The organism is Pseudomonas sp. HN2-3, assembly GCF_020691745.1.
GTDB classification, from domain to species: Bacteria; Pseudomonadota; Gammaproteobacteria; order Pseudomonadales; family Pseudomonadaceae; genus Aquipseudomonas; species Aquipseudomonas capeferrum.
Window position 1 is genome coordinate 622,150 of sequence record NZ_CP085704.1, and the last position, 15,761, is coordinate 637,910.

A 15,761-nucleotide genomic window follows, 5' to 3' on the forward strand; every position below is an offset into this window, starting at 1 on the left:
CAGATTCTCCAGAGCGCCGCGGAGCTGGCCCGCGGCGGGTGTCGGCGATCAGTGCAAAGCCTCTTCGGCCTTCTGGATCGCGGCGAATTCCTCTTCCGGTGTGCCCGCTACCAGGTGGTGGCGGCTGTAGAAAGCAAAGTAGGCAATTAATACTCCATAGATCACCGCAGCGCCAATCACAACCCGTGGGTCGACCAGGAAGCCCGCCACCACGGCGATGCACGCCAATACCAGGGCGACGCCGGAGGTGAAGATGCCGCCCGGCGTGCGATACGGCCGTTCCATTTTCGGCCGGCGGATACGCAGGGTGATGTGCGCAGCCATCATCAGTACGTAGGACAGCGTTGCGCCGAACACCGCGACCAGGATCAACAGGTCACCCTGGCCGGTCAGCGACAGGCCGAAACCGATGAGGCCGGGGATGATCAGCGCCAGTACCGGTGCCTTGCTCTTGTTGGTCTGGGAAAGTTTGCGCGGCAGGTAGCCCGCACGCGACAGCGCGAAGATCTGCCGTGAATAGGCATAGATGATCGAGAAGAAGCTGGCGATCAGGCCTGCCAGGCCCACCAGGTTGACGAAGCTGCCCATCCAGGTGGAGCCGCCATAGGCTTTGGACAGTGCCTCGACCAGCGGGTTGCCTGAGGCCTTGAGTGCTTCGGAACCCGCAGCGCCAGGGCCGACCACCAGAATCAGCAGGGCGAAGGCCAGCAATACCAGCATCGCGCCGATCAGGCCGCGTGGCAGGTCGCGTTTCGGGTTCTTGGTCTCTTCGGCGGCCAGTGGTACACCTTCGACAGCGAGGAAGAACCAGATCGCATAGGGGATCGCGGCCCACACGCCGACATAGCCGAACGGCAGGAAGCTGCTGGCGCCTGCGGCGTCCGTCTTGGCGATGTCGAACAGGTTGGCTGCATCAAAATGGGGCACCATGCTCACCAGGAACACGGCCAGGGCAATGGCGGCGATGGCGGTGATGATGAACATCAGTTTCAGCGCTTCACCCACCCCGAAGATGTGGATGCCGATGAACACGATGTAAAAGGCCAGGTAGATGACCCAGCCGCCGATGCCGAACAGCGATTCACAATAGGCGCCGATGAACACGGCGATCGCTGCAGGGGCAATGGCGTATTCGATGAGGATGGCCGTACCGGTGAGAAACCCGCCCCAAGGGCCGAAGGCGCTGCGGGCGAAGCCGTAGCCACCGCCTGCGGTGGGGATCATCGACGACAGTTCGGCCAGCGAGAAGCACATGCACAGGTACATGGTGGCCATCAGCAGGGTGGCGAGGAACATGCCGCCCCAGCCGCCTTGGGCCAGGCCGAAGTTCCACCCGGCGTAGTCGCCGGAGATCACATAGGCGACCCCAAGGCCGACCAGCAACACCCAGCCGGCGGCGCCTTTTTTCAGTTCACGTTGCTGGAAATAGTCTGAACCGACCTTTTCGAAGTCGACGGAAGAGCCTGCCGGCGCATTGCCGGAATGATCGCTGGGCATAGTTTCACCTGTTGTTTTTCTTGGTGGCCGGAGGGGTTCCGGCCGATGGTGATGGGTACTGCAGAAAGCGAGCCATGGAGCTACAAGCCGCAAGCTACAAGGCTCAAGAAAAAGCAGTTGGGTGCTGTACCCGCTGTTTCTTGCAGCTTGTAGCTTGCAACTTGAAGCTGTTTTTCTAGAAGAAGCCCAGCGGGTTGATGTCGTAGCTCACTAGCAGGTTCTTGGTCTGCTGGTAGTGATCGAGCATCATCTTGTGGGTCTCGCGGCCAACGCCGGACTTCTTGTAACCGCCGAACGCGGCATGCGCCGGGTACAGGTGGTAGCAGTTGGTCCACACGCGGCCGGCCTTGATGCCGCGGCCCATGCGGTAGGCGCGGTTGATGTCGCGGGTCCACACGCCGGCACCGAGGCCGAACTCGGTGTCGTTGGCAATCGCCAGTGCTTCGGCTTCGTCCTTGAAGGTGGTGACGCTGACCACCGGGCCGAAGATTTCCTCCTGGAACACCCGCATGCGGTTGTTGCCCTTGAGCAGGGTCGGCTGGATGTAGTAACCAGTCGATAGCGCGCCTTCGAGTTTTTCCACCTTGCCGCCGGTCAGCAGCTCGGCGCCTTCTTCCTTGGCGATTTCCAGGTACGACAGGATCTTCTCGAACTGTTGCTGCGATGCCTGGGCGCCGACCATGGTGTCGGTGTCCAGCGGGTCGCCGCGCTTGATCTGCAGGACCTTCTTCATCACAACTTCCATGAACTGCGGGTAGATCGACTCCTGCACCAGCGCACGCGACGGGCAGGTGCACACTTCGCCCTGGTTGAAGAACGCCAGCACCATGCCCTCGGCGGCCTTGTCGATGAAGCTTGGCTCGGCCTGCATGATGTCTTCGAAGTACACGTTAGGCGACTTGCCGCCCAGTTCGACGGTGGACGGGATGATGTTCTCGGCAGCGCATTTCATGATGTGCGAGCCGACCGGGGTCGAGCCGGTAAAGGCGATTTTGGCGATACGTTTGCTGGTAGCCAACGCTTCGCCCGCTTCGCGGCCATAACCCTGGACCACGTTGAGCACGCCTTTGGGCAGCAGGTCGCCGATCAGTTCCATCAGTACGGTGATACCCAGCGGCGTCTGCTCGGCGGGTTTGAGCACCACGCAGTTGCCTGCGGCCAGGGCCGGGGCGAGTTTCCAGGCGGCCATCAGCAGCGGGAAGTTCCACGGGATGATCTGCCCGACCACGCCCAGTGGCTCGTGAATGTGATAGGAGACAGTGCCTTCGTTGATCTCGGCGGCGCCGCCTTCCTGGGCGCGGATGCAGCCGGCGAAGTAACGGAAGTGATCGACCGCCAGCGGGATGTCGGCATTGAGGGTTTCGCGGACCGGCTTGCCGTTGTCCCAGGTTTCGGTAATGGCCAGCACTTCAAGGTTCTGTTCGATGCGGTCGGCGATCTTCAGCAGAACATTGGAACGGTCCTGGACCGAGGTGCGGCCCCAGGCGTCGGCGGCGGCGTGGGCGGCATCCAGGGCCTTGTCGATGTCTTCGGCAGTGGAGCGGGGAAACTCTGCGATCAGCTTGCCATTCACCGGGGAGGTGTTTTCGAAGTACTGCCCCTTGACCGGTGCTACGAACTCACCACCGATGTAGTTGCCGTAGCGGCTCTTGAAGGAAACCTTCGCGCCTTCGGTACCGGGATGTGCGTAACGCATGGTGTGTCTCCTGGCTATTGTGTTTGTTAGGGAGTTGAGAAGCGTAGAGCAAAGGTTGGGCCAGTGTTTTGAGGACCATCAAAATCAACCACTTGGGGCGGTTTTGTGAAACACGCCGGACACCCGCTGCGCCAGGGCTGGCACGGCCCGGGTGACACTTTGTACCGTTTGCGACACGCAGCGGTACGCTGCATTGCAAAGCCCCGCCGGGTGGAGGATGCTGGCTGAACGCTCTATCTGCGGAGAACGACAACAAATGCAGAGCAACCACCTGAGTCGCCATGCCCAGCAAGTGCACACCATTGCCCATGGTGAAGCTGGGGAGGGCGGCAGTGACCCGGCCATCGCGCGTTCCTGGCTGCGCTGTCTTGAGGAGCACCACCTCGACCCGACGCTGATCGAAGCCCCTGTGGTGCTCGAGCACGGGCGCCTGCTGGAAAGCCGCGAGCGCCTGCGCCAGGTGCTGAAAATTGCCGACAGCGAGATGAACAGCCTGCATCAGCAGCTCTCTGGCGCCGGCCATGCGGTGCTGCTGACCGATGCCCGCGGGGTGATCCTCAACTGTGTCAGCGCACCCACCGAGCGGCGTATCTTCGAGCGGGCGGGGTTGTGGCTGGGCGCAGATTGGAGCGAGGCGCGCGAAGGCACCAACGGCATCGGTACCTGCCTGGTCGAGCGCCAGGCACTGACCATTCATCAGCACGAGCATTTTCGTGGCCGCCACACTGGCCTGACCTGCTCGGCAAGCCCCGTGTTCGACCCGCATGGCGATCTGTTGGCGGTGCTCGACGTGTCGTCGGCGCGGCCAGATGTCTCGCGTCAGAGCCAGTTCCACACCATGGCCCTGGTCAACCTGTCGGCCAAGATGATCGAGAGCTGTTACTTCCTGCGTCATTTCGAACAGCAATGGTTGCTGCGTTTTCATCTGCACGCCGAGTCGGTCGGCTTGTTCAGCGAGGGCTTGCTGGCCTTCGAGGCTGATGGGCGAATCTGCGCGGCCAACCAGAGCGCGCTCAACCTGCTGGGTACCGTGCGCGGGGGCGTGCTGGGCAAACCGGTGGAGCGTTTTTTTGCCTGCAGCCATGACGAACTGTTCAGCCGCGCCGTACCCGGCGGCAGTACCATCTGGCCGTTGCACACGCGTGACGGCCGCCAGGTGTTCGCCAGCCTGCGTGGCCAGGCGCGCACGCCGGTGTGGTCGGTGCCGCGCGGCCAACCTCGGCCCCCGCGCGAAGCAGAACCCGGCATCTGCCTGCTCGACCCTGCGCTGCAAAACGACTTTCGCCGCTGTGTGCGGGTGTTCGAGCGTGATGTGCCGCTGCTGCTGCGCGGCGAGACCGGTTGCGGCAAGGAGGCCTTCGCGCAGGCGGTGCACCAGGCCAGCCAGCGAAGCGGCAAACCGTTCGTGGCGGTCAACTGCGCCTCTATTCCGGAGAGCCTGATCGAGAGCGAGCTGTTCGGTTATCGCGGTGGCAGCTTTACCGGCGCGCGCAAGGAAGGCATGCGCGGCAAGCTGTTGCAGGCCGATGGCGGCACGTTGCTGCTGGACGAGATCGGTGACATGCCGCTGGCCTTGCAGACGCGGCTGTTACGGGTACTGGAAGAGCGCCAGGTGGTACCGATTGGCGGCGAGCCCCAGGCCGTGGACGTGCGCATCGTCAGTGCGACCCACCGCGACCTGCTGGAGCGGGTGGCGCAGGGCACGTTCCGCGAGGACCTGTATTACCGCCTCAATGGCCTGGAAGTGGCCCTGCCGGCGGTGCGCGAGCGCAGTGACAAGGGCCAGTTGCTGGACTTTCTGCTGCATCAGGAAGCGCAGGGGCAGCCCGTGCAGCTCGAGCCTGATGCACGGCACGCGTTGCTGCAGTTCCCGTGGCCCGGCAACGTGCGGCAGATGCGCAACACACTGCGCACCCTGGTAGCGCTCTGCGACAACGGCCGCATCGAATCTGCCGACCTACCGACCATCTTCCACAACACCGCCCCCCCATCTTCCGCGACTACTGCATACCCCGATCGCAACCCAAGCCCGCCGCTACAAGACGCCGAGCGCCAAGCCCTGCTGACGGTACTGGAGGCAAACCGCTGGCACTTGACCCGCGTCGCCGAGCATCTGGGCATCAGCCGCAATACCTTGTATCGAAAACTGCGCAAACACGGCATAGCACGGGCTGGCTGAGCGAAACAGCGGGTGCGATTTCCTGCGCCCTGGGCTACCCTGCCTCGATGTTTTGCGAGGTCGACCATGCATATTCACATTCTCGGTATTTGCGGCACGTTCATGGGTTCCCTGGCGGTGCTGGCCAAAGCGCTTGGCCACCGCGTCACCGGCTCCGACGCCAATGTCTATCCCCCGATGAGTACCCAGCTCGAAGCCCAGGGCATCGAGCTGACCCAAGGCTATGACCCGGCTCAGCTAGACCCGGCACCCGACCTGGTAGTGGTCGGCAACGCCATGTCGCGGGGCAACCCGGCGGTGGAGTACGTGCTGAACAAGGGCCTGCCCTACGTCTCTGGCCCGCAGTGGCTGGCCGACCACGTGCTGCAGGGCCGCTGGGTACTGGCCGTTGCCGGTACCCATGGCAAGACCACCACCAGCAGCATGTTGGCCTGGGTGCTGGAGCACGCCGGCATGAGCCCGGGGTTCCTGATTGGCGGTGTGCCGCAGAACTTCTCGGTGTCGGCGCGCCTGGGCGACACCCCGTTCTTCGTGGTCGAGGCCGATGAGTACGACAGTGCGTTCTTCGATAAACGTTCGAAGTTCGTCCACTACCACCCGCGCACGGCCATCCTCAACAACCTTGAGTTCGATCACGCAGACATCTTCCCTGACCTTGCGTCCATCGAGCGGCAGTTCCACCACCTTGTGCGCACTATCCCGAGTGAAGGCCTGGTGATTCACCCCACCACCGAGCAGGCGCTGGAACGCGTCATCGGCATGGGCTGCTGGACCCCGGTACAAACCACCGGTGAAGGCGGGCAGTGGCAGGCGCGCCTGCTCAGTGCCGATGGTTCGCGCTTTGAAGTGTTGTTCGAGGGCGAGGCCCAGGGCGTGGTCGATTGGCCATTGACCGGGCAGCACAACGTCGCCAACGCCTTGGCCACCCTGGCCGCCGCGCGCCATGTAGGCGTGGTGCCAGCCATGGGCATCGCCGGGCTGAGCGCCTTCAAGAGCGTCAAGCGGCGCATGGAGACGGTCGCCGAGGTGCAGGGCGTGACCATCTATGACGATTTCGCCCACCACCCGACCGCCATCGCCACCACCCTCGACGGCCTGCGCAAGCGTGTGGGCGAAGCGCCGGTGATCGCGGTGATCGAGCCGCGCTCCAACTCGATGAAGCTGGGCGCCCACCGTGACGGCCTGCCGGAAAGCGTCAACGACGCCGACCAGGTGATCTGGTACGCCCCGGCCAACCTGGGCTGGGACCTGGCCGCCACGGCAGCGCAGTGCAAGGTGCCGAGCGTGGTTGCCGACAGCCTGGAGGCGATCATCGAGCGCATCAAAGGCCAGGCCCGCCCCGGCACCCACGTGGTGATCATGAGCAACGGCGGCTTCGGCGGCCTGCACGGCAAGTTGGCCGAGGCGCTCAAATGAGCGGGCCGCAGCGCATCACCCTGGCCATGACGGGCGCCTCTGGCGCTCAATATGGCCTGCGCCTGCTCGACTGCCTGGTGCGTGAGGACCGCGAGGTGCACTTTCTCATTTCCAAGGCCTCGCAGTTGGTGATGTCTACCGAAACCGACGTGTTGCTGCCGCCCAAGCCCCAGGCGATGCAGGCGTTTCTGACCGAGTACACCGGCGCTGCCGATGGGCAGATCCGCGTGTATGGCAAGGAAGACTGGATGTCGCCGGTGGCTTCGGGCTCCGGCGCGCCGGCGGCGATGGTGGTGGTGCCATGCTCTACCGGCACCTTGTCGGCGATTGCCACCGGTGCTTGCAACAACCTGATCGAGCGTGCCGCCGACGTCACCCTCAAAGAGCGCCGTCAGTTGATTCTGGTACCGCGCGAGGCGCCGTTCTCGACCATTCACCTGGAGAACATGCTGAAGCTCTCGCAGATGGGCGCGGTCATTCTGCCGGCGGCCCCGGGCTTCTACCATCAGCCACAGACCATCGACGACCTGATCGATTTCGTCGTAGCGCGCATTCTCAACCTGCTGGACATCCCCCAGGACATGCTGCCGCGTTGGGGCGAGCATCACTTTGGGGCGGATGATTGAAACGCGCACTGTCGGGGCTGGTGGCGCTGACGCTGCTGAGTGGATGTGCCACGGTGCGCACGCTGGATGCCAACAAGCCGGGCGCACCTGTGGTGTACGCCGGCACCCGGTTGGACCTGTATGTGATGAATGGCGGGTGCTGCCCGAAGGATCACTTCGGGGCTGAGGCCCCGGGATACCCAGGGTTGGACCTGCCCGGCAGTATGTTGCTGGACACCCTGCTGCTGCCGTTATCACTGCTGACGGCAGCGGGGGTCGGCTTCCAGGCTACCGGCGGCCTTTGATTGCCTACGCTATATCTTGCCCAGCCGGCGCAGTTCATCCGACTCGATGACCCGCACCCCGTCTTCTTCCTCCAGCGCCAAGCGCCATAGCGCCCGTGCCAGTGTGCAAGCCTCGATACCCCGGTACTTGCCAGGTATCAGCTTGGAAAACGGCGAAATCAGCTGTTCGCCGAGCCGAGGCTCGATGCGGTCCCCTAGCAGCAGCGAGGGCCGGACGATGGTCAGTTGCGGCCAGTCCTGGGCCTTGAGCGCTTCTTCCATTTCGCCCTTGACCCGGTTGTAGAAGATCGATGACTTAGGGTCGGCGCCGAGTGCGCTGACCACCAGCAGATGCCGCGCACCCAGCTCGCGGGCACGTTTGCTGAAGGCCACTACCATGTCCAGGTCCACGGCGCGGAACGCCGACTCGGAGCCAGCCTGCTTGAGTGTGGTCCCCAGGCAGCAATAGGCGATATCCACCCGCCCCGCCAGCTGCGGTAGGAATACCGCCGGGTCACCCACTGGGTTTTCCAGGTGTGGGTGTTCGGCCAGTGGCCGGCGCGTAGGCGCCAGTACCCGGCTGATGGTCGGCTCGTTGAGCAGGCGGTCGAGCAGGTGTTCACCCGTCAGACCCGTGGCACCGGCAAGCAGGACATGCTGAGGCGTCAAATACATGATGTCTCTCCCTTGTTACACACAAGCTTAGTGGTTGGCCGGCTTTTTTGCCTGCTCCTCCACGGTGGCCTGTGCAGCATTGCGTAACGCTTCTTCGGCCTGTTGCCGTCTTAGGTGCTGCCAGTGTGCCAGTACGGCTGGCGGCGCCCAAAGCTGCGGTTCCGAGGCCTCGAAACCTTCCTTTTGTTCTCTTTCGGCAACGCTGGCGCGCGCCAGTTCAAACGCTTGTTTCAGGTCGTCGGTCTGGTTCAGCGCTTCGGCGAACAGGGCATCACCAAAGTAGGTGAAATCCGCTTCTTCCGAGCAGCCGAAAGACACCCGGTCGGCGCGGGCGGCGGTGATGATCACCGTGCGATCATCCTTGAGCGGGGCGATATAGCCCCCTGAATAGCAGGCGGAAATGACGATTATCTTGTCGCGATCTTTCAGCGGTGCCAGGGCACTGGCCAGCTCGTCGGCGGGCAGGTCGGCCAGTTGCAGGCGCGGCTGGTCGAGCACCAGTTGGTGGTCCTGGCTGCCGTGGCTGGTGAGGTAGATGAACACCAGGTCCTCGGGGCCGCTGCGCTCGGCCAAGGTGCGGGCGGCGCGGGTGAGGTTCTCGCGGGTGGCCATGGGGCGGCTGGCCATATGGTCGCGGTGGTTGACCAGCGTGACCTGGCCGCGGGCGCCAAAGCGGACCTTGAGCATGTTGCTGACATAGTCGGCTTCGCGCAGAAACACGCTTTGCTGGCCGTCGCCGGCCACTACCAGGCTGTACAACTGGATCGCCGGCGCGGTGTGCGGTACCCGCGCCAGCGCGTCTTCGAGCAGGTGGCCCTGGTTGAGCAGGGCCAGGTCCAGCGGGTCGGGCAACAGCGCGCCCTTTTCGTCGCGCACGCGTACGCCGTTGACCCAGGTGCCGCCCTCGACTTTGCCGTTGGCCAGGGTCAGTCGGCCGTAGCCGTGGTAGGCATCGTTTTCGAAGCCACCGGTGTACTTGCTGCCGTCAGCCAGCTGCAGGCTGCCCTGGCCAGACAGGTGCCAGTCGACGAAACCGCCCTTGTAGTGGCTGCCATCACTGCCGAGCAGTTCGCCCTCGCCAATCAATGAGCCGTCCTTGAACGCGCCGATCCAGACGTCACCGTCGGCGCTTTCATAGCGCCCGCGGCCTTCCAGGCGGTTGTCCTTGAACTCGCCGATGTACTGTTCGCCGTCGACGCTGTCGTAGGTGCCGCTGCCTTGCAGCAGGCCATCGACGAAACGGCCGCTGAACTGGTTGCCGCTGGCATCGCTGCGCACCCCGGCACCGTTCGGTTTGCCTTTGGCGAAAAGGCCCTGGTAGCGGCTGCCGTCGGCCAGCTCCAGCTCGCCCGCGCCTTCGTACTGGTCGTCCTTGAACTGGCCGCGGTAGGTCTGGTCGGCTTGCTTGAGGGTGCCTTCACCGTCGCGCCGGCCGTGCTTGAAAGTACCGGCATAGTGGCTGCCCGGCGTGGTCAGGTCACCCAGGCCCTGGAACAGGCCCTCGGCGAACTGGCCCCGGTAGACTTCACCGTTCTGGCCGTGCCACTCGCCCTGGCCATGCCACTGGCCATCCTTGAAGCCGCCGGCGTACCAGCTGCCGTTGGGGTAGTCGATGCGCCCCTCGCCCTGCAGCAAGCCGTCAACCACCTCACCTCGGTAGCGCCCGCCGTCGGGCAGGCGTGCGTCCGGAGGCAATAGCGATTCGCCATCTCCGCACGCGGCTAGCAACAGGACCAAGGTGATGGGGAGCAATGGACGCATGGTGGAGACCGGGCAATAGGTCTGCCGAGTATGACGCAGAATCTGGGGGTGAGACAGACACACATGCCCTGTGGGCGCGGGTAAACCCGCTCCCACAAGGGTGTGCAACAGGCTTTCTGCGTGGGGAGATCAGCGCCCGCCCGGCGACACGATGATCTTCACGTTCTCCTCCTTGTTGTTGACCAGTTCTTCAAAGCCCAGCTCGACGATCTGCTCCAGCCCGATCCGGCCCGTCACCAGCGGTCGGATATCCAGCCTGCCGTCAGCGATAAAGGCGATGACATCGGCAAACTCCCCGTTGTAAGCCAGAGCCCCGAGCACCTGCTTCTCGGTGGACACCAGCTCGAAGAAGTTGAACTCGCTGGGCTCTTCGAAAATCCCCACCAGCACGCATTTGCCCGCCTTGCGCAGGGTGTCGATGGCCAGTTTTGCGGTGTGCTTGTTGCCGATGCACTCGAAGCTCACATCCGCGCCAAGCCCGGCAGTCAGTGTGCGGATTTCTGCCAGGGCATCGCACTGGCTAGGGTCCAGCACGACGCTGGCGCCCACTTCGAGAGCCTTGGCCTTGCGCGCCGAAGACATCTCCAGGGCGATGACCTTCGCCGCGCCTGCGGCCTTGGCGCACATGATGGTGCACAGGCCGATGGTGCCCGCGCCAACCACCACCACGGTTTGCCCAAGCAGGCTGCCGGCTTTTTTCACGGCGTGCATGCCGACCGCCAACGGTTCGATCAGCGCGCCGGCTTCTGGCGGGAAGCCCTGTGGCAGTCGGTACAGCAAGTTGGCAGGGACGTTGACGCGTTCTGCGAATGCGCCGTTGTTCATCAGGCCGGTAAAGGCCAGGCGCTCGCAGATGTTGTACAGCCCATGGGTGCAGTAATAGCACGTGCCGCAGTGCTGGCAGGCGTCCGCCGCCACCGGGTCGCCGACAGCAAAGCCCTCGACGCCTTCGCCGAGTTTGGCGATTTCGCCGCAAAATTCGTGGCCGAGGATGCATTGCCCCTGAATGCCGGTCAGCGGGTGGGGCGCGTCCACCGGAATGAACACCGGGCCGGCGAGGTATTCGTGCAGGTCGGAACCGCAGATGCCGCACCAGTCCACTTTGATCTGCACCCAGCCAGGCGCGGGGTCGGCAGGCAAGGGCACCTGTTCGACGCGGATATCGTGACGGCCATGCCAGACGGCAGCGCGCATGTGGGTGTGGCTCAGGTCATTCATTTTTGTTGTCTCCAGGCTCACGCGTAAGGTTCAGTGCTTGCGCAGGAAGGCGAGCAACTGCTGGTTGACCTGTTCGGCCGCCTCCATCTGCACCATGTGGCCAGCATCTGGCAGCACCAGTACTTCGGCCTCCAGCCCGTCGGCATGGCTGGCCGGGATGATCGCGTCCTTCCCGCCCCAGATCACCAGCGCCGGGTGCTGCCCCAGCACGCCCCGCAGGTCGTGGCGCTGCTGGTCGCCTTCGGCAATGGCCGACCCCAGTTGGCATAACGCCGCGTCGACGCCCTCTAGCCGCTTGAACTTGAGCATGTCCTCCAGCAACTGCCGGGTAACCAGCGCCGGGTCGGCAAACAGCTGCACCATCTGCGGCTTGAGTGCATTGCGGTTGGCAGCGGCGACGAAGCCTTGCAGGTACTGGCCGTTGATCGCTGTGCCCAGCCCGGCACTGGCCACCAGGCTCAGGCTTGCCACCCGCTGCGGCGCCAGGCGTGCCACGTTGAGGCTGACTGCGCCGCCCATCGAATGCCCGGCCAGGTGGGCCCGGGGGATCTCCAGGTGGTCGAGCAGTGCCAGTACCGCTTCGCTAAGTTCATCCAGGTCCCCGCGTTGCAGCGCCTTGGCCGACTCGCCATGCCCGGGCAGGTCGAGCGCGATGACGCGGCGTTCGGCGGCCAGCGCCGGGTGGTTGAACAGCCAGTTGTTCAAATCACCGCCAAAGCCGTGCACCAGCACCAGCGGCGTACCGCCTTCGCCCAGTTCGAACCAGCGCAACAGGCGGCCGCCCACTTCGGCTTTTTGCGGGGCTGGGCCCTGCGCCTGGTCTGCGCCACCTTCGGCGACGAACTCGGCCTGGAAGCGCTGCACCACGGCGTCGATCTCGGCCTCGTCGGCTTCGCCTTCGACCACCACCGCCAGCAGCGCACCGACCGGCAGGGTTTCATCCGGCTTGGCCACCAGGCGGCGCAGTACACCGCTGAAGGGCGCCTCGACGCTGCTGCTGATCTTGTCGGTCTCGACGTCCAGCACTTCGTCGCCCTTGCTGATGGCGTCACCTTCCTGCTTGAGCCAGGTATCCACCCGGCCCTCGGTCATCGACAAGCCCCACTTGGGCATGGTCAGCGTATGGATCTGGCTCATGCGGCGCTCCTTGCGGCTTCGATTACCTTGCGCACGGCGGCCTCGATTTTCGCCGCGTCGGGGATGTACAGGTCTTCCAGGGCGTCGGAGAACGGCACCGGCGTATGCGGCGCGGTGACCATCTCGATCGGGCCCTTGAGGGCGCCGAAGGCTTTTTGCGCCACCAGTGCACTGATGTCGGTGGCCATCGAGCAGCGCGGGTTGGCTTCGTCGATCACCACCAGGCGGCCGGTCTTCTCGACGCTTTCGAGAATGCTGTCTTCATCCAGCGGGCTGGTGGTGCGCAGGTCCAGCACTTCGCAGTCGATGCCCTGGCGGGCGAGGTTGTTGGCGGCCTCCAGGGCCACATGGACCATGCGCCCATAGGTCACCAGGGTCACATCGTCGCCGTCGCGCAGGAAGTTGGCTTCACCGAACGGCACCGTGTAGACCTCTTCCGGCACTTCGCCCTGCATGCTGTAGAGCAGTTTGTGCTCACAGAAGATCACCGGGTCGTTGTCGCGTATCGCCTGAATCAGCAGGCCCTTGGCATCGTAGGGCGAAGAGGGGCAGACCACCTTCAGCCCGGGGATGTGCGTCCACAACGAGGTGAGCATCTGCGAGTGCTGGGCTGCCGCGCGCAGGCCGGCGCCGTACATGGTACGCATCACCAGCGGGGTCACCGCCTTGCCGCCGAACATGTAGCGAAACTTGGCGGCTTGGTTGAGGATCTGGTCCAGGCAGCAGCCGGCAAAATCCACGAACATCAGTTCGCACACCGGGCGCAGACCTTGGGTCGCGGCACCCACGGCGGCGCCGACATAGCCGATCTCGGACAGCGGCGCATCCAGTACCCGGCCTGGGAACTGGTGGTAGAGGCCTTTGGTCACGCCCAGCACGCCGCCCCAGGCATCCTCTTCGCCGGGGGCACCGGCACCGCCGGCGACGTCTTCACCGATGATGAACACGGTGCTGTCACGGCGCATTTCCTGGGCCAGGGCTTCGTTGATGGCCTGCTGGTAGCTGATCTTTCTTGCCATGGTGATTCTCCTCTTGTTCTTTTAATCCGCAGCTCAGGGGTAGCTGACGTAGACGTCGCTGAGCAGGTCGGCGGGCTGTGGCTTGGGATCGGATTTGGCACGGCGCACGGCGTCTTCGATCAGGTCCTCGACACGGGCGTCGATGGCGTCCAGTTGTTCGGCACTGAGCAGGCCGGCGCGGGTGGTCTTGTTGCGGAACTGCATCAGGCAATCACGGGTTTCGCGCAGGTTCTTCACTTCATCCGGGGCGCGGTAGGTTTGCGCGTCGCCTTCGAAGTGGCCGTAGTAGCGGCTGAGCTTGACCTCGATCAGCGAAGGCCCTTGCCCGCTACGCGCCCGTTCGATGGCGGCGCCGGCGGCCTCGTACACGGCGAAGAAATCGAAGCCGTCGATGGTCACACCCGGCATGCCGAACCCGGCGGCGCGGTCGGCAATGTGGTCGCAGGCCACCGACCAGTTCGAGGCCGTTGCCTCGGCGTAGCCGTTGTTTTCGGCGACGAAGATGCACGGCAGGTTCATGATCGCGGCCATGTTCATGGCTTCGAACACGGCGCCCTCGTTGGAGGCGCCGTCGCCGAAGAAGGCCACCGACACGTCATCGTGGCCCTTGAGCTTGGCGGCCAGAGCAGCACCGGCAACCAGCGGCGCACCGGCCCCGACGATGCCGTTGGCGCCGAGCATGCCCTTTTCCAGGTCGGCAATGTGCATGGAGCCGCCCTTGCCGCCGCATACGCCAGTTCTCTTGCCGTAGATCTCGGCCATCATGCCGTACACATCCACGCCCTTGGCGATGCAGTGGCCGTGCCCGCGGTGGGTCGAGGCAATGCAGTCGCTGTCGCGCAGGTGGGCCATGACCCCTGCAGCGGAGGCCTCCTCGCCAGCATAGAGGTGGACGAACCCGGGGATCTCGCCGGTGGCAAACTCCACGTGCAGACGCTCTTCGAATGCGCGAATGGTGCGCATCACTTCATAGGCATGCAGCAGTTGTTCGGTACTGAGTTGATTGGACATCTTGTTGTTCTCCAGGGTTGTCTCAACACGCGGTTGCAGGGTGTAGCCGGTGGCCGCGAGGGACGGCCAGCAGGTGATGGCGGGCGGCGTGGGCCAGTACGGCCGCGACGTCCACGGTCAGGGGGCCTTGGTGGTCCAGGGTGATGGTGGGGGTGTCGTGTTCGGCGAATTCGATCTCGCGTTCGCCGTCCAGGGCCAGCGTGCCGCTGGCCAGGCTCAGGCGATAGGCGACACCGGGCGTCAATGGGCCGCTGGCGGTGATGCCACAGCCTTGCAGCACACCGGGCGCCAGCGGTGCGAGCAGGGCCTGTTCAGCGCCAGGGTTCAGGCGTACCCAGGCGCCGTGAGCATCCAGGCGCGAAACCGGGCACCACAGGCCGCACAAGGCGGACAGGCCAATGGCGTGGGGTTCGGCGAAGCAGGCGAACACTTCGCTGAGGTCTTCGCTGCGGCTCAGGGCCCGGGCGCCGATGAAGCGCTGGGGCGACACGGCGACTTCCACCAGGGCCCACTCGGCCAACTGCTGCTCGGGCACCTTCACCAGCAGGCGCTTGTTGCGGCGCAAGCCGATGCTGGCGGGCACGCGGCCGCTGGCGAGCAGGCCGCCGGCCAGGCCGGCGCTGGTGGCTTCGCGCAATTCAGGGAAGGCATTGTTGGTGCCGGTGGACAACGTCAGCAGTGGCGTGTCGCCTGCCTCGGCAGCAACGGCTTTGTGGGTGCCATCGCCGCCGAGTACCGCGATCATCGTCACGCCTTGCTCGACCATGCGCCGGGTGGCCAGGCGGGTATCGGCAACGGTCTGGGTCAACGGCAGGTCGATGATCTCGAGGTTCGGCCAGTGCTGATCGCGAGCGCCCGGGCCTTGGCTGGCCTTGAGCACGGCGGCGGCGATGCCGGTCATGTCGGTGGGCAGCAGAACCTTGCCGATGCCGGTGGCACCGAAGGCGGCGAGCAGGCGCTGGATCGCCGAAGCCTTGTCGGTGCTCGAATAGAGCCCGGCACTGGCAGTCAGGCGGCGCAGGTCGCGGCCAGAGGCAGGGTTGGCAATGATCCCGACAGTCGGGGTGGGTTGCGGCATGGCGCACCTCATATTCTTGTTTGCCATGGGCAGAGCAAGGTGGGTGCCAGCTTTGCTCGGCAGGCCTGAAGTGGCCGCCTTAGAGCGGTTGCGGGATAGCACCAGGCATGTGCCGGGCGGCCCCTGCGAGACGCCGCGTGCCGCGCCGGGGCCGTGTTTGCCGAGACGCTGAGACGCAGCGTCTC

General features: G+C 64.6%; 13 protein-coding genes. 4 read left to right on the forward strand and 9 right to left on the reverse strand.

Annotation, left to right across the window (positions count from 1 at the left end):
- Positions 1–48: 48 nt before the first annotated feature.
- Positions 49–1,497: an ethanolamine permease gene (gene eat / locus LJX93_RS02825; protein WP_033703412.1), complete on the reverse strand. Its 1,449-nt coding sequence runs from the start codon at positions 1,495–1,497 to the stop codon at positions 49–51.
- Positions 1,498–1,672: 175 nt separating this feature from the next.
- Positions 1,673–3,193, reverse strand: coding sequence for an aldehyde dehydrogenase family protein (locus tag LJX93_RS02830; protein WP_033703411.1), 1,521 nt, complete (start codon positions 3,191–3,193; stop codon positions 1,673–1,675).
- 256 nt (positions 3,194–3,449) lie between these two features.
- On the opposite strand from LJX93_RS02830, the gene LJX93_RS02835 reads away from it, so the two are divergent.
- The 4 genes from LJX93_RS02835 (at position 3,450) to LJX93_RS02850 (ending at position 7,698) form a co-directional block, all read left to right on the forward strand.
- The gene (locus LJX93_RS02835) at positions 3,450–5,372 is read left to right on the forward strand and encodes a sigma-54-dependent Fis family transcriptional regulator (protein WP_227696734.1); all 1,923 of its coding nucleotides are present in this window, start codon (positions 3,450–3,452) and stop codon (positions 5,370–5,372) included.
- 66 nt (positions 5,373–5,438) lie between these two features.
- The gene (gene mpl / locus LJX93_RS02840) at positions 5,439–6,788 is read left to right on the forward strand and encodes a UDP-N-acetylmuramate:L-alanyl-gamma-D-glutamyl-meso-diaminopimelate ligase (RefSeq protein ID WP_047583487.1); all 1,350 of its coding nucleotides are present in this window, start codon (positions 5,439–5,441) and stop codon (positions 6,786–6,788) included.
- Positions 6,785–7,414, forward strand: a complete 630-nt coding sequence (gene ubiX / locus LJX93_RS02845; protein ID WP_227696735.1) for a flavin prenyltransferase UbiX — start codon at positions 6,785–6,787, stop codon at positions 7,412–7,414. Before mpl ends, ubiX begins: the two co-directional genes overlap by 4 nt.
- Positions 7,411–7,698, forward strand: a complete 288-nt coding sequence (locus tag LJX93_RS02850) for a YceK/YidQ family lipoprotein (protein WP_033703407.1) — start codon at positions 7,411–7,413, stop codon at positions 7,696–7,698. Before ubiX ends, LJX93_RS02850 begins: the two co-directional genes overlap by 4 nt.
- Positions 7,699–7,707: 9 nt before the next feature.
- Here the strand turns inward: LJX93_RS02850 and LJX93_RS02855 are convergent, their stop codons facing one another.
- The 7 genes from LJX93_RS02855 to LJX93_RS02885 all read right to left on the reverse strand — a co-directional run bounded on the left by LJX93_RS02855 (position 7,708) and on the right by LJX93_RS02885 (position 15,576).
- Positions 7,708–8,352, reverse strand: a complete 645-nt coding sequence (locus LJX93_RS02855) for an oxidoreductase (RefSeq protein ID WP_033703405.1) — start codon at positions 8,350–8,352, stop codon at positions 7,708–7,710.
- Positions 8,353–8,379: 27 nt separating this feature from the next.
- On the reverse strand, positions 8,380–10,113 hold the full coding sequence (locus LJX93_RS02860; protein ID WP_033703404.1) for a C13 family peptidase: 1,734 nt from the start codon (positions 10,111–10,113) through the stop codon (positions 8,380–8,382).
- A 129-nt stretch (positions 10,114–10,242) separates the two neighbouring features.
- The gene (locus LJX93_RS02865) at positions 10,243–11,307 is read right to left on the reverse strand and encodes a 2,3-butanediol dehydrogenase (RefSeq protein ID WP_227697288.1); all 1,065 of its coding nucleotides are present in this window, start codon (positions 11,305–11,307) and stop codon (positions 10,243–10,245) included.
- 54 nt (positions 11,308–11,361) lie between these two features.
- Positions 11,362–12,468: an acetoin dehydrogenase dihydrolipoyllysine-residue acetyltransferase subunit gene (locus LJX93_RS02870; protein WP_156311308.1), complete on the reverse strand. Its 1,107-nt coding sequence runs from the start codon at positions 12,466–12,468 to the stop codon at positions 11,362–11,364.
- Complete coding sequence (locus LJX93_RS02875) at positions 12,465–13,487, reverse strand: alpha-ketoacid dehydrogenase subunit beta (RefSeq protein ID WP_016497851.1); 1,023 nt, start codon at positions 13,485–13,487, stop codon at positions 12,465–12,467. Before LJX93_RS02875 ends, LJX93_RS02870 begins: the two co-directional genes overlap by 4 nt.
- A 33-nt stretch (positions 13,488–13,520) precedes the next feature.
- Positions 13,521–14,498 (reverse strand): thiamine pyrophosphate-dependent dehydrogenase E1 component subunit alpha, encoded by a 978-nt coding sequence (locus LJX93_RS02880; protein ID WP_227696736.1) that lies wholly within the window; start codon positions 14,496–14,498, stop codon positions 13,521–13,523.
- Positions 14,499–14,520: 22 nt separating this feature from the next.
- Positions 14,521–15,576: an ATP-NAD kinase family protein gene (locus tag LJX93_RS02885; RefSeq protein ID WP_227696737.1), complete on the reverse strand. Its 1,056-nt coding sequence runs from the start codon at positions 15,574–15,576 to the stop codon at positions 14,521–14,523.
- Positions 15,577–15,761 lie beyond the last annotated feature (185 nt).